This window comes from Lagierella massiliensis (assembly GCF_001407835.1).
GTDB classification, from domain to species: Bacteria; Bacillota; Clostridia; order Tissierellales; family Peptoniphilaceae; genus Mediannikoviicoccus; species Mediannikoviicoccus massiliensis.
In genome coordinates, this window is sequence record NZ_CYUO01000005.1 from 1,053,756 (window position 1) to 1,068,061 (window position 14,306).

The 14,306-nt window shown below is 32.8% G+C and carries 14 protein-coding genes and 1 pseudogene; all 15 read right to left on the reverse strand.

Translation table 11 applies throughout. The features are described from left to right. Nucleotides 1-5: 5 nt before the first annotated feature. Nucleotides 6-524 (reverse strand): chromate transporter, encoded by a 519-nt coding sequence (locus tag BN2746_RS08665; protein ID WP_055079387.1) that lies wholly within the window; start codon nucleotides 522-524, stop codon nucleotides 6-8. After that, nucleotides 521-1,324, reverse strand: coding sequence for a peptide chain release factor N(5)-glutamine methyltransferase (prmC, locus tag BN2746_RS08670; protein WP_055079388.1), 804 nt, complete (start codon nucleotides 1,322-1,324; stop codon nucleotides 521-523). Before prmC ends, BN2746_RS08665 begins: the two co-directional genes overlap by 4 nt. A 113-nt stretch (nucleotides 1,325-1,437) precedes the next feature. After that, nucleotides 1,438-1,641, reverse strand: a complete 204-nt coding sequence (gene rpmE, locus BN2746_RS08675; protein ID WP_055079389.1) for a 50S ribosomal protein L31 — start codon at nucleotides 1,639-1,641, stop codon at nucleotides 1,438-1,440. Between the two features lie 69 nt (nucleotides 1,642-1,710). Continuing rightward, nucleotides 1,711-3,054, reverse strand: coding sequence for a transcription termination factor Rho (gene rho / locus BN2746_RS08680; RefSeq protein ID WP_055079390.1), 1,344 nt, complete (start codon nucleotides 3,052-3,054; stop codon nucleotides 1,711-1,713). Nucleotides 3,055-3,110: 56 nt separating this feature from the next. Then, nucleotides 3,111-3,758, reverse strand: coding sequence for a fructose-6-phosphate aldolase (gene fsa / locus BN2746_RS08685; protein ID WP_055079391.1), 648 nt, complete (start codon nucleotides 3,756-3,758; stop codon nucleotides 3,111-3,113). Between the two features lie 11 nt (nucleotides 3,759-3,769). Beyond that, complete coding sequence (locus BN2746_RS08690) at nucleotides 3,770-4,381, reverse strand: DUF47 domain-containing protein (RefSeq protein WP_055079392.1); 612 nt, start codon at nucleotides 4,379-4,381, stop codon at nucleotides 3,770-3,772. A gap of 9 nt (nucleotides 4,382-4,390) precedes the next feature. After that, nucleotides 4,391-5,443 (reverse strand): inorganic phosphate transporter, encoded by a 1,053-nt coding sequence (locus BN2746_RS08695; protein ID WP_055079393.1) that lies wholly within the window; start codon nucleotides 5,441-5,443, stop codon nucleotides 4,391-4,393. Between the two features lie 407 nt (nucleotides 5,444-5,850). Then, the gene (locus BN2746_RS08700; protein WP_055079394.1) at nucleotides 5,851-7,191 is read right to left on the reverse strand and encodes a sodium-dependent transporter; all 1,341 of its coding nucleotides are present in this window, start codon (nucleotides 7,189-7,191) and stop codon (nucleotides 5,851-5,853) included. Between the two features lie 83 nt (nucleotides 7,192-7,274). Continuing rightward, nucleotides 7,275-8,564: a glycine/betaine/sarcosine/D-proline family reductase selenoprotein B gene (locus BN2746_RS08710; RefSeq protein WP_082420242.1), complete on the reverse strand. Its 1,290-nt coding sequence runs from the start codon at nucleotides 8,562-8,564 to the stop codon at nucleotides 7,275-7,277. Between the two features lie 9 nt (nucleotides 8,565-8,573). Further along, nucleotides 8,574-9,863, reverse strand: coding sequence for a glycine/sarcosine/betaine reductase component B subunit (locus BN2746_RS08715; protein ID WP_055079397.1), 1,290 nt, complete (start codon nucleotides 9,861-9,863; stop codon nucleotides 8,574-8,576). A gap of 1 nt (nucleotide 9,864) precedes the next feature. After that, nucleotides 9,865-10,248, reverse strand: coding sequence for a GrdX family protein (locus BN2746_RS08720; RefSeq protein WP_055079398.1), 384 nt, complete (start codon nucleotides 10,246-10,248; stop codon nucleotides 9,865-9,867). A gap of 224 nt (nucleotides 10,249-10,472) precedes the next feature. Further along, the gene (gene hydA, locus BN2746_RS08725; RefSeq protein ID WP_055079399.1) at nucleotides 10,473-11,876 is read right to left on the reverse strand and encodes a dihydropyrimidinase; all 1,404 of its coding nucleotides are present in this window, start codon (nucleotides 11,874-11,876) and stop codon (nucleotides 10,473-10,475) included. Nucleotides 11,877-11,947: 71 nt separating this feature from the next. Beyond that, the gene (locus tag BN2746_RS08730; protein WP_055079400.1) at nucleotides 11,948-12,691 is read right to left on the reverse strand and encodes an isochorismatase family protein; all 744 of its coding nucleotides are present in this window, start codon (nucleotides 12,689-12,691) and stop codon (nucleotides 11,948-11,950) included. Between the two features lie 203 nt (nucleotides 12,692-12,894). Continuing rightward, a complete protein-coding gene (locus BN2746_RS08735; protein ID WP_055079401.1) occupies nucleotides 12,895-13,563 on the reverse strand; it encodes a Crp/Fnr family transcriptional regulator in 669 nt (222 codons plus the stop codon). Between the two features lie 201 nt (nucleotides 13,564-13,764). Further along, nucleotides 13,765-14,223 (reverse strand): annotated as a pseudogene (gene tnpA, locus BN2746_RS08740) (IS200/IS605 family transposase). Between the last annotated feature and the right edge of the window lie 83 nt (nucleotides 14,224-14,306).

Below are 14,306 nucleotides of genomic sequence, written 5' to 3' on the forward strand. Positions count from 1 at the left end.
ACCTCCTAATTAGTGAAAATACCGATTACACCTGCTATAAGTATAACAGGAATTGGATTTACTTTTTTTATTCCAACAGCATAAAAAGATAATATAAAAACTATAATTCCAACTATTGAAGTAAGTCCCTCCTGAGCTAAAGACAAGAATCCTGCGCCAATTAATCCAATAATAACCACTTTTATTCCATCTAAAAACAAATTCAAATACTCATTATCTCTAAATTTTTGTATAAACACATACATTAAGCTTACAAGTATTATGGATGGAAGCACAACTGAAGTTGTCGCTGCAAGAGATCCTAATATACCCTTCAAATTATATCCGATAAATGTAGCAATATTAATGGCTATCGGTCCAGGGGTTATCTGAGATATGGATATTATGTTTATAAAATCCATCTTTTGAATCCAAGAGTGGTTTGTCACAACTTCCTGCATTATCAGAGGTATCATTGCATAACCTCCGCCAAAACTAAACAAACCTACTTTAAAAAATGTAGTAAATAGCTGTAAAAATATCATATCATACTCCTTGCTATAACACATCTATCAAATCTGTTGTAATCTTTTATCAAAGTGATATCTTTATATCCATTAAAACTTAACAACTCTTTTACAGGTTGTCCTTGATTATATCCAATCTCAAATGCAATATATCCATTTTCATTTAAGTAATTATGAGATTTTTTTATGATTTCTCGATAAAAATAGAGTCCGTCCTCTCCACCAAAAAGTGCAAGTTCTGGTTCTTTTTTCACTTTATTATCAAGTTCTTCCATATCCTTGGCATTTATATAGGGTGGATTTGAAACTATTAAATCAAAACTTTCTGCCTCAATGGACTCAAAGAGATTAGAATATTTAAAACGACAATTTTTCACCTTTAAATCATCTTTGTTTTTATTTGAAACAGAGAGTGCCTTAGTTGATATATCAATCCCTAAAACAGTTGAACTTGGTATTTCTAAGGCAAGTGTTAGTGAAATTATACCACTCCCACAGCCTATATCTAAAATCCTTTTAAACTCAATGCCAAGTTTGAGTATTTTTTCAATTAAAATTTCCGTTTCAAATCTTGGTATTAAAACGCCTTCTTCTAAATAAAAATCTCTTCCATAAAAATTCTTTTTCCCGATTAAATAATTTATGGGATAATCATCTAAATACTTTTCATAAATTTCATTTATTTTTATTTCAACCTCTTTTGGTACATCCATTTTGTGATTAAAAAAAATTTCTGTTTTACTTAATCCAAGAAGATTCTCTATAAGAAAACTCCCATCAACTGTACCAAATTTTTCTAATATTTCTTTTAATTTCATTTTTAATTTAATCTATACCCTTTATCCCAATTTTGTTTTCAAGATTATTAGGTTACTTCTACAATAATTTTAAAATCAAAAAGGCAGAACTCCTTTTGTCTGCCCTTTTAACACTATTTAATATTGTATTTTTCTTTAAACTTCTCAACTCTACCACCACGTTCAGCAGTTCTTTGACGGCCTGTGTAGAATGGATGACAGTTGGAGCAAACTTCAACTTTTATATCTTCTTTAGTTGATCCTGTTTCAAACGTATTGCCACAAGTTGTACAAGTTACTGTAGCTTTATGATATTCTGGATGAATTCCTTCTTTCATTTTATTTTCACCTCTTTCAACACAATTAAACATTTAGCCTAATAAGTATACCACAGCATTCTATTCATTTCAACTGTGAAAACTAATTTTATTCATGGCTGTAACAAAATCTTTATTATTTTTAGTATTGCTTAACATTTCAAAGAAATTATCAACTACAATTTGATTTGATTCTCCTGTTAGAGATCTTCTAAGCTTTCTAACTGCATCAAGTTCTTCTTTATTTAAAAGTAGCTCTTCTTTTCTTGTTCCTGAAGATGAAATGTCAATAGCAGGGAATATTCTTAGCTCTGAAAGATTTTTATCAAGCTTAACTTCCATATTACCTGTACCCTTAAACTCTTCAAAGATAACATCGTCCATTCTGCTTCCCGTATTCACAAGTGCAGTGGCAAGTATTGTAAGGGATCCTCCCTCTTCCAAGTTTCTCGCAGCTCCAAAAAATCTCTTTGGATGGTTAAGTGCCATTGGATCGAGTCCCCCAGAAAGAGTCTTCCCAGAGTATGGGCTTGTAATGTTGTAGGCTCTTGAAAGTCTTGTCAAACTGTCCATTAAAATAACAACATCATGTCCATGTTCAACCATCCTCTTTGCCCTCTCAAGAACAATCTCTGCAACTCTTGTATGATTTTGAGGCATCTCATCAAATGTTGACGCTACCACTTCCCCATCGACAGACCTCTTCATATCCGTAACTTCTTCTGGTCTTTCATCAATAAGAAGTACAATAAGATATATATCTGGATTATTTTTCTTTAAAGCCTTCGCTATCATTTTCAATAGAGTTGTCTTCCCAGTTTTCGGTGGAGCAACTATCATACCCCTCTGTCCTTTACCTATAGGACAAATTAAATCGATTACTCTTGTTGCAAGATCTTCTTTATCATGTTCAAGAACAAATCTATCTTTAGGGTAGATTGGGGTAAGATCTTCAAAATTTCTTCTATTTCTTAAATTTTCAGGTGTTTCGTAATTTACTTTATTGATGTAGATAAGTGGAGAAAATTTTTCCTTATCATTTACATCTCTTGTTAAGCCTTCAACAAAATCTCCTGTCTTTAATTTAAATCTTCTCACTTGCACAGGTGGAACATATATATCATCATCACCAGAGTCATATCCATTTGATCTTAAGAATCCAAAACCATCAGGAAGAATATCTAACACACCTTCTATTTCTCTTATGTTTGATGAGGAATTATCCGAATTTTCATTTTTATTTTCTTCCGATTTATCATCTACCTCTACTTCTATCTCTTCTTTTGAGTTCACTCTATCATTAATTTTAACTTGTTTTTCAATTTCCTCTATTAGTTCATTTTTTCTATACTTAGAAATTCCAGCAACTCCTAAAGCTTTAGCTATAACTTTCAAGTCCTCTAATTTTTTTTCCTTTAAAACTGATAAATCCACAGTTTCCTCCTACCTAATAAAAACAAATATCCGCCCTAAGGCAGATATTTACAGATTTATAAATTTTTAACACTTTCCCAGTCCTTTAAGAATTTTTCAATTCCAATATCTGTTAATGGGTGTTTTAACATTTGATTAAATACCTTATAAGGAATAGTTGCAACGTCTGCTCCCGCTTTTGCACATTCCACCAAGTGAATAGGATGTCTTACAGATGCAGCTATTATTTCAGTTTTTATATCATAATTACAAAAAATTTGAGCTATATCATCTATTAAAATCATTCCATTGGAACTAATATCGTCAAGCCTTCCAAGGAATGGACTTACATAAGTGGCTCCAGCTTTTGCAGCAATTAGAGCTTGTGAAGCAGAGAAGATTAAAGTCACATTTGTCTTTATTCCTTCGTCTGATAACTTCTTACACGCCTTTATCCCTTCCTTTGTCATTGGTAGCTTTATTACGATATTTTCATGTATCTTAGCAAGTTCTCTTGCCTCTTCAAGCATACCTTCACATTCAAGACTAACAACTTCTGCAGATATAGGTCCATCTACAATTTCTGTAATCTCTTTAATAACATCTTTAAAAACTCTACCTTCTTTTGCTATTAAAGACGGATTTGTAGTTACTCCATCAACAATTCCCCAAGAAGCTACCTCTTTTATTTCATCAATATTTGCAGTGTCAATAAAAAATTTCATATCTTCTCCTATTATAAGTTCTTTAGCATTACAACTTCTAACTCATCAGCAACGGTTTCGCAAGAATCAAGACATTTTTCCATTAAGTCGTAAACCTTGCTCCATCTTATTATATAATCGCTGTTACCATTTTTATAAAGATCTCTCATAACCTTTATATAAAGTCTATCACCTTTTTCCTCAATTGAGTTAACCTCTACAATTAGATCCTTTAACTTTTTTGATTTTTTATAATTTTGAAACTCCGCTACACATTGAGATAACATATCTACACAACTTAATATTAAATCAACAAATTCCAATGCTTCATCTGTTACAGAATCTAAATTAAGTATGTACATCTTTACAAGTATATCTTCAATGTTGTCAACAACATTATCAAGATAGTGAATGATGTTTGTAATATCTTCTCTTTCAATTGGTGGCAAGAATTCCTTTACTAAGTTTGCCATAATTTCATGTTTAATCAAATCACTGTTGTGTTCAATCTCATGAATTTCTTCAGTTTGCTTTTCAAGACTATTCTTATCATAGGAATTTATTGCCATATTTAAATAATCAGCACATTCTTCCGCCTTTTCAGTCATTTTAATAAATCCATCAAAGTAATTGTAAACAGACATAACTTCTCCTTAAAATAATTTTATAAAAATTTTAGCCATAATAAAGCCAATTAAACCGCATCCTGGGAAAGTCAACACCCAGGTAAGTACCATTTCTTTAACAACTTCTAAGTTTACATTTCTTATTCCCTTAGAAGCTCCTACCCCCATTATAGCAGTCGTTTTAACATGAGTTGTACTTACAGGTATCCCAAACAAAGATGATATAAGCAAACATATTGCAGCTCCCACATCAGCTGAAAAACCTTCATATTTTTCCATCTTAACCATGTCCATACCAACTGATTTAATTATTTTTTTACCACCTATTGATGTACCAATTCCCATAAGAAGAGAACAAAGTATCATAAGCCATATAGGTATATGAAAATTATTTACATGAGCTTGACCCTGAGATAAAAAAACACCCAAAAGAAAAACTCCCATAAATTTTTGTCCATCCTGTGCTCCATGCATAAATGCCATGGCCATTCCGCCAAATATTTGTCCATTTTTAAATAGATTTGCGGTCTTTCTTCTATCTGTTTTCCAGAACAATAATTTGACAATAGATACTACTACGTACCCAAGACCAAATCCAAGTACAGTGGACATAACCAAACCATAAATTACCTTAATCCACTCTGATCCATTAATTCCATCAATAGAACTTTGAATAGCTATAGCAGCTCCAGAAATTCCCGCAATCAAAGCATGAGATTCAGAAGTAGGAATACCAAAATACCATGCGGCAGTTGCCCATAAAACTATAGCAAAAAGTGCTGCAGATAAACCTACAAGGGCCATCTTTGCATCGTCTCCGAAATCAACCATTTTATAAAGTGTCTCAGCTACATTAGCGTTTATCATAGTCATGACTAATACGCCAAAAAAGTTGAAGATAGCAGCCATTATTATCGCCCTATCCACATCCATTGTACGAGTTGAAACCATGGTCGCAATAGCATTAGGTGCATCTGTCCATCCATTTACAAATATAACTGCGCATGTCAAAACCGCAGTAATAAGCAATGGAGTATTTACTGGTAGTTCCTTAATGAATTCTAAAAATGTGATAGTCATAAATGCTCCTTTAAAGTATATTATAATTGAATTTTATAACATTATTATGTTTATGTAAACATATTGTAAGTTTTTGGTAAAATTATCAAATTAAATCAGTAAAACATTTCATAATTCAAATTCTTTTTTAACAATATCTAAAACAATTGGATATGAAAAACTATTTAAAAATTAAAATGATAATCAATAGAAATCTGATTTATTTGATGAAACACTTAAAATATTTTTTGAAAATCTAAACTTTACCATCACATTACAAACTCAATTAATAAACCTAATCCGCAAAAAAAATAACTTGAAACTTAAAATATTTTATCTCTAATACTTAACTACTATTTTACATCATACTATAATTTCTAACAAGAAAAAGAGCCTACTTTTATGTAGACTCTTTAAATAAAATTCAATTAAATTAATCCTGTTATGAATATTATAACTAAAACTATTGGCAATAAATATGCTATAAATTTCATTACTTTTGGAATTTTAAAACTTGTTGCCCCCTCATCAATATCATTTTTAAATCCTTCAAATTTCCAATGGAATAAAACATAAAATATTAAAGCTATTGCACCAAGAGGCATCAAGATATTACCAGATAGAAAGTCTGCAAAGTCAAATAAATTTCTTCCTGCTATTTGTACATTCGCTAAAATATTATGTCCAAAAATTGTGAAAAGTCCTACTACAAAAATTGAAATTAGAGCATATATTACACCTTTTGCTCTGGAAACTTTTAAAAGTTCTGAAAATGATGAACTAACAGGCTCTAAGTATCCAAGTGCAGATGAAAGAGCTGCGAAAAACATCAGCATAAAGAACAATACTCCAAATAATCTTCCGAATGGCATATTCATAAAAACATTACTCATAGTTATAAAAAGTAAATTTGAACCAGAATCAGGTTTAAGTCCTAAGGCAAATACCGCAGGGAAAATTGCAAATCCTGCAATTAAAGCTGCCAAAGTATCAAAACCCACAACCATTAATCCATCCACTGGAATATTCGAATCTTTCTTTAAATATGAACCATATACAAAAGCTCCACCACTTGCTATACCAACAGAGAAGAAGCATTGTCCAAGTGCCAATAGAAACGTTTTCGTATTAACTTTAGAAAAGTCTACTTTAGTATACCATTTAACACCTTCCAAAGCCCCTGGTAGAGTTAGTGACCTAATTACCACCAATATAAGCATTATAAATAGTGCAGGCATCATTACTGAACAAGCTTTTTCAAGTCCAGAACTTAAATCCTTTGCAGATATAATCGCAATTATAACAACACAAATCAAGGTAAATAAAATAAGCATCTTTGGATTCATCATCAAGTCATTAAATGATTGACTATATTCTTCTGCTGTAAATCCTTTCATACTTCCTGTAATCATCTTCAACAAATAAGCAACAATCCATCCCATAATTTGGATATAGTAAGTTAGTATAAAATATGCACTAAGAACTCCTAACCATCCAAAACTTATCCAAGGAATTCCCTTCTTAGTGAGCTTTCTCATTCCAACTATTGGGCTTGCTTGAGCCTTCCTACCAAGAGTTACTTCCATATAAAATAGAGGTACACCAATTAAGATACATATTAATAAGTATATAAGGACAAAAGCCCCTCCTCCATTTGTTCCTACTAAGTAAGGAAATCTCCAAACGTTTCCAAGTCCTATAGAAAATCCTGCCGCCGCCATTATATAACCGAAGCGACTATTCCAACTACTTCTATTTTCATTACTCATGATACCCTCCCATTATTTAAGCAGTTGATATTCTTTTAACATCTCGATTTAAAACCCAGACAGAGCAAAAGCTCTGTCAGATTTTATTTAAATATTGTACTTTCTTTTATGTCTGTTGCCAATGACTTAACAGCTCTTTCTACCATTTCATGTCTAAACTTATCTTCCTTTTCTCCCAAATCTGGATTTCCTACTGGATATGGGATTGCAACTGTTGGAACAATTCTATTGGCGCCAACAGATTGAGATATTGTAGTAATAGTAGCCATGTGTACTATTGGGATACCATATCTTTCAATTTCTTTAACCATAGTTGCACCGCAACGTGTACAAGTACCTCATGTTGAAGTTAAGATAACGCCATCAACACCGGCTTCTTTAAGTTCTTTACCAATTTCTTTACCAAATCTTATAGCGTTCGCAACGGCTGTACCTGTTCCTGTAGTAGTATAGAAGTATTTATATACATTTCCTATAACTCCTTCTTGTTTTAAATCTTCTAACATATCAAGAGGAGCAACTCTATCAGGTTTTGCATTTGCATATACAGGGTCATATCCACCATGGATTGTATAATAATCGTTGTTAAGATCTTCCCTTCCACTTACATCATATTTTCCCCATTTTTGAGCAGATGCAGATTGAATTCTATCAGGGTTACCATTTGGTACAATACCACCTGAAGTAACAAGTGCAATTGTAGCTTTTGATAAATCTTTAATTGCTTCAGCAGGTTCTACTGAATCAAAGACTGGCATAGGTAATTCTGTTTCAAACTCATCCCCATTAAGTCTCTTCATAAGCATTTCAATAGCTCTTTGAGAACCAATTTTCTCAACGATTATAGTACGTCTTTGACCTTGTGGGAAATAATCATCTACAGATGGATCTAATTCTTCATCTAATGCAAGTTTATTAACAAGCTTAACCATCGCAGGCATTGCTTTTCTCATTGCCGCTGCAGAGTTTCCAGTCGCTACTGTATAAGCATATTTTCTTGCTTCATCAAGACCAGGATTTTCCTCATACATACCAGTTATACAAGGTACGCCCTTTTCATTGAAGAACTTACAAACTTCAGCACATGCAACACCATATCTACCAGCATTAAATGCAGGTCCTGCCACAACCATTTCAGGTTTGTGTTCTTCATATGTCTTTTCAAGAAAAGCCATTGTCGCTTCTCTATTTTCATTAAAATAGTTATCACCACATATAATGGTGCCTAAAAGTTCTATCCCCTCAGCTTTTTTCTCGAAAGCAGCTGAAGGACCAACTCCTCCATCTCTATATTCAGGAGCTATATGTGCCATTTCTTCTCCACCAATTTGGCCGAAGAACTGATTTAGATAATAAATAACTTTTTTACTCATATTCTCCCCCTAATATAATTTACAAGTTGCATTATGATAGCCAATTTCAGAAGTAGCCCCAATTACAGCATTAAGTTCACATTTCATAGTTCCAGTTTCAGGGTCATAAGCTCCTGCCCAACCACCTGCTAAATTAGCTATGGCTTCAGGGTCGCCAATTACCTCGTCAGCTTTTTCAAGTTCAACTATGTGACTTACATTTCCAGTAGAAATAACTGCAACAGCTTCTTTAGCAGTATCAGTTAGAGGTTGACTCGTTCCGTCCCATCCTGAACATTCATCAGTTATAAGAACTGTTTTTATACCTTGCTTTTCAAGTCTTGAACAAATCATTACAAGATCTGAGTCTGGATTTCCATAACCTTCTTCAGAAATAATTACACCATTAGCCCCTACCATCTTACATAGTTTCGCAGTGTAATCACAAGATACAAACTTACCATTTAGAGTTGTCATTTCAGGTGTCATTACTACTCCAAGGAAGTTTATTTCCTTGCCATGTTTATTGTAAAGTTCTCTGATAACATTATTATTTTGATGTTGATATGTTGTTATCTTATCACAAGCAGCTACACAGTTACCTGAGATAACAGCATTGTCAAGTTCTTCATTTGGATGTAAGAAAGTTGGTAAAATATGAGCAGAATCTGTACCATATATATATCCTGAATGTAGTAGCCCTTGAGATATTAGCATTTCAACATAAACTACCTTAGGTAAATCAGGATACTTTTCATTTTCTTCACTATGATCACCCATTTCAAAAACTTGAATATCCTTAAATTCCTCAATATCCTTAGCAGCTTCCCCAACAAATTCAGAAGCCTTTAGTCCGACAATTCTACATACCTCTTCATGTTCATGTGGATTTAATCCTTCAACAGGTGTTATATCAACAACAATATTCATTGTCTTTGAAAAAGGAGTCCACTTAGCTCCCTCGCCCCACATATCAATAACGCCTTCTTGGAATCCTACTATATCACCAATTGTGACAATAGCAGTTCCATCAAGTACATTAACCTTTCCATCACCACATGGTCCTACATCTGTAGTAACTCCAGGGAATCCCTTAGTACCCTCAACAGTGTACCTTGGTTCAATAACGTCCTTTACAGGAATTATTCTCTTCTTTTCCCCAGGTCGTGCTAAATCAACCTTAATATCTTTTACCCCAGATATTTTTTTCATCTCTTCAATAAAGGCTTCTTTGTTGATATATAAACATTTATCTTTAACAATAGTTTCATCACCAAAGTTTAAGTCCTCTATTTCGACTTTTCTAAGTTCCAGCTTCAACCTATTCACCCTTTCTTATAAAATTAAACCTATGAGCTTCCTCCAAAGAAGACTTATAAAGTTCAAAGTCAAGTAATTCATAATCATCTTTGTGTCTATATTCAGGTTTTCTCTTTCCCAAAGTAAAGTCGTATTTCAAAATACTATTTTCAATTAATTCTATCGAATGTTCAGAAATACTTCCCCTTTCTTTTGAGATGAGGATAGACTTTACTGGAGAAAAAAACATTTTTATACTGGCATTTAAAGGATAGGAAATAAGTTCATGTCCAATATAAACCATATCTCTTACTTTGATCAGTACATCCCTATAATCACCAGAAACCCTAATAACATTAACATCATCTTCAATTTTACTATTATTAGTTACAGTTAAAATATCCATTTTCTCTCCTTGTGAAAACCTTTTAATATTATCTTCCTCAACTATAGTCTACCATTTAATTTTTCTAAATAAAGTTGTCACTACAACACTTGAATATTTTTTTATGTTAGGAAGACGACAGTTTTAGATATATAACTTTTTATTGATACTTATTAAAATTAAGGAATTGAGAGCATTATAAAAAGGAGAGAATACACCCTCCTTTTTATAAAGTTAATTCATTTTTATTTTTCTCTTGGAACATATCTATCATATGGAAGAGCATATGGTTTTTGTTTTATATATTGACCAGTTCCCTTATCCCCAACGAATTTGCCATTTTCCGCCATAAGTTTTCCTCTTAAGAATACCTTTTCACATATTCCGTCTCTTTCAAATCCTTCAAATGTATCATAGTCACTACCTTCATAGTTGTCTTTGAAGGTAATAGTTCCTTTAACATCAGGATTATATATAACTATATCCGCATCTGAGCCTGGTAGTATTGCTCCTTTTTGTGGATAGAATCCACAAACCTTAGCTGGATTAGTAGAAGTTAATTCTACGAATTTTTGTCTAGTAATTCTATTCTTCATAACCCCTTGAGTCCAAATCATATAAAGTCTGTTTTGCATTCCAGGGCATCCATTAGGTATCTTAGTAAAATCATCAATACCTTTCTTCTTAGCTTCAAATCCACCCTTAACAGCAGCGCTGTCAGAACCTATAGCTTTCAAATATCCTTTGTCTACAGCATCCCATAAAGCCTCTAAGTGATCTTTTGTTCTTAACGCTGGAGCACATACATATTTTCCACCTTCAAAGTTAGGCTTTAAGAAATTTGATTCATCTAGAGTAAGATAATGTGTACAAGTTTCACCATATACACTATATCCTTCTTCTCTAGCTTCTTTAATGAATCTCATTGCATTTTTAGTTGAAACATGCACTACATATAGAGGACAATCAGCTATTTTTGCCATTTGAATCCCCCTAAAAGTTGCTTCATCTTCAACAATTGGTGGTCTAGAGAGAGAGTGTCCTATAGGATCTTTAACTCCTTCATCTTTATATTTTTTAGCCAAAGCTTCAATAAAGTCTCCATTTTCACAATGTAGCATAGATGTAAGACCATATTTTTTAGCCTCTGTCATTCCCTTTATAATCAATTCATCATTGGCATAAAAAGGAGTTCCTTTATAAGCCATAAAGAATTTTAAGTTTGCAACGCCATTTTCTGCAAGCTCAGGAATACTCTTCATGAGTAAGTCTTCATCATTATCCATTACCATAGTATGGAAAGAATAATCACAAGATGCTTTTCCTATTGCATTTTCCTTTTCATGCTCTTTTAAAGATTCTATAAGAGTTTTGCCTTTAAACTGTGGAGCAAAGTCTACGATTGTAGTAGTTCCTCCAATTAGCGCAGCATGAGATGTTTCAAAAGAATAAGATCCGAAAGGTCCCATATGAACATGCTCATCTACTCCGCCTGGAAAAACATATTTTCCAGTTGCATCTATAACTTCACAGCCATCTTCAGGCAAGTTCAATCCAATTTCAACAATTTTTTCTCCATCTATTAATATATCTGCAACATATTCTGAAGTAGCGGAAATAATAGTACCATTCTTAATTAATTTTTTCATAGCATCTCCTTAATAAAAAACGCTGGGCATTTATTGCATAATGCCCTAAATTGCCACAGCGTTTATTTCTATTACTTATCTAATTTTCTTTCATGCTTAGTATAAACAGAGCTATCAATACTTTCTAAGTATTTAACAACTTCATCTACAGGAAGAACGTCAGCAAATTTAGCTTCCATATCGAACATATTCCATTCAATTACTCCAGGAACTCTATCACCAACTGTTCCTTCAGGAATAAGTGTCTTAAATCCATATCCAGTAGAATCCATTACAGTATGTCTAACACATGCGCAAGAAGTTGCACCCATAACTATTACTGTATCTACTCCTAAGAAAGTAAGTGTTTGAGCTAAATGTGTACCAAAGAAGTTAGAAGCGTATTTCTTATGGATAACTGGTTCTTCAGGTTGTGGTTTTAATTTAGGATCTATTTCTAACCAGTCAGTATTAATATCAAGAGCACTCATAGGTATTTTTTCATCCCATCTAGGTAAATCCCATTGTGTTTCCCCTACATAACCTGTAGTAGTATGGAATATTGGAACACCAGCTTTTCTACCAGCTTCTAAAACCTTTAATGCATTTGCACAAACTTCTTCTGACTTATCACATGTAAATGGGTGACCTTCACTCATCCAAGCTTTAGCCATATCTACAGTAGTTATAGCTGGAGCTTTACCTTGACCCATTTCTCTCATGAAGCCTCTTTCCTTATAGATTTTTCTAGCTTCAGCAAATGCTTCCTTAAGTAACTCTTCATTAAATCCATATTTGTCAACAAATTTAAAATCAGGGTTCATTTTTTCAGTCATAATATTCTCCTTTGTTTTTTGTAGTATCGTTTTCATACATTCTAAATATCTTCATTTGAGCTCGTAATAAAGACTGATCATCAAAGCTTAAAATCCAATCGAATTTGTTATCGTTTTCTTTTTCTATTGGATTTGCTTTCTGATTCTATATTAACAGCGTTTTTACTATGTCACAAGTTCGTATTCGAACATGAAAAGGTTTTTTACACATCATTAAGTATATCTTCTAAATATGATTCATCTAAAACCTCAATTTCATTAACATCAATTCTAACCACTTTTAGACTTTCAAGCTTTTTCAATTCCTGATTAAGGCTTGGCCTTGTAACCCTTAAAGTATCAGACAACATCTTTTGAGTCATAGGTATTTTACAAGTGTCCACATATTTTTTCATCAATAGCCAATAGGCAAGTCTTTGCTGAATTTTTTTATATCTTGTGGCATTTAATATAATTTTAGTGTGACAAGTACAGCTTGCAGTAAATCTTAAAACATTGTTAGTAAGGGTTTCACTTGAAGAAATAATTTCTTTTAAATCATTCCAAGGAATAAAATAAATATCACTTTCTGACTCCGCATATATATTATATGGCCAGTGTTTAATTCCTTCATAAAATAAATGTAGTGGATAAACTTCGTTTTCATAGTAGTATGCCACTACCTTTTCACTTCCATCGCTTAAGTACTTTGCCTGTTTTAGCAATCCTGATTTTATAACAAGGAGACTATTAAGTTCATCCCCCCTAGAAACCACTAAATCTCCGGACTCAAAATTCACGTGATCCATGTCAAGACTATAAACTTTATTTATTACTTCATCTTCAAGATATCTAAAAATAAAAATAGAATCAAAATTAACTATATTGTCCATGTTCACACCTCCTATTTTAATTCTATAAAAATAAAAAAAGAATTGCAAATTAAAAGTATATTAAAAATTGTAGCCAATAAAAAAACAATAATAAACATCCCCCGGCATAGCCGGGGGTTTTTCACATGCGGCCCAAAGGGCCTGTATTACAAGCCACGCCGCAAAGGCGTTGTTCGATCTGCCACTTGCAAACTTTACTTGCTACCCTTTAAAAGGGTCAACTACATCAAATGTTAACTGCTCGCTTAATCGGTCTGTCTTAAGTTGATTTCTTATATATTCTTCTATTTTCTTTGCATTCTTTCCTGCTGTATCTACATAATATCCTCTACACCAAAATTGTCTTCCCCTGTATTTGTATTTTAAGTTTCCCCACCTTTCATATATCATTATGCTACTTTTCCCTTTCAAAAAACCCATGAAGCTTGATACTGATATTTTTGGTGGTATCTCCAATAACATATGAATGTGATCGGGACAAACTTCTGCTTCTATGATATTTACTTCTTTCCAACTACATAATTCTCTTAATATTGCTCCTATGTCTAATCTTTGTGATCGTTAAAATTCTTTTCTTCTATAATTTGATGCAAATCCTCCATGATTTCACCATTTCCCTTTAGTATGTGATAAACTATGAGTGTCATTTAACGATGTCATTCAATACCTCCTTGATTTTTTATTTTGCAGTTGGCAGACCGCAATTTTATTATATCACTGAGGTATTTTTGTTTGGCTCGAAA

Excerpts from the sequence above, each read along its gene's own strand:
- BN2746_RS08665 (WP_055079387.1), bottom strand. The coding sequence starts at position 524 with ATGATATTTTTACAGCTATTTACTACATTTTTTAAAGTAGGTTTGTTT.
- prmC (WP_055079388.1), bottom strand. The coding sequence starts at position 1,324 with ATGAAATTAAAAGAAATATTAGAAAAATTTGGTACAGTTGATGGGAGT.
- rpmE (WP_055079389.1), bottom strand. The coding sequence starts at position 1,641 with ATGAAAGAAGGAATTCATCCAGAATATCATAAAGCTACAGTAACTTGT.
- fsa (WP_055079391.1), bottom strand. The coding sequence starts at position 3,758 with ATGAAATTTTTTATTGACACTGCAAATATTGATGAAATAAAAGAGGTA.
- BN2746_RS08690 (WP_055079392.1), bottom strand. The coding sequence starts at position 4,381 with ATGTCTGTTTACAATTACTTTGATGGATTTATTAAAATGACTGAAAAG.
- BN2746_RS08695 (WP_055079393.1), bottom strand. The coding sequence starts at position 5,443 with ATGACTATCACATTTTTAGAATTCATTAAGGAACTACCAGTAAATACT.
- BN2746_RS08700 (WP_055079394.1), bottom strand. The coding sequence starts at position 7,191 with ATGAGTAATGAAAATAGAAGTAGTTGGAATAGTCGCTTCGGTTATATA.
- BN2746_RS08720 (WP_055079398.1), bottom strand. The coding sequence starts at position 10,248 with ATGGATATTTTAACTGTAACTAATAATAGTAAAATTGAAGATGATGTT.
- hydA (WP_055079399.1), bottom strand. The coding sequence starts at position 11,876 with ATGAAAAAATTAATTAAGAATGGTACTATTATTTCCGCTACTTCAGAA.
- BN2746_RS08730 (WP_055079400.1), bottom strand. The coding sequence starts at position 12,691 with ATGACTGAAAAAATGAACCCTGATTTTAAATTTGTTGACAAATATGGA.
- BN2746_RS08735 (WP_055079401.1), bottom strand. The coding sequence starts at position 13,563 with ATGGACAATATAGTTAATTTTGATTCTATTTTTATTTTTAGATATCTT.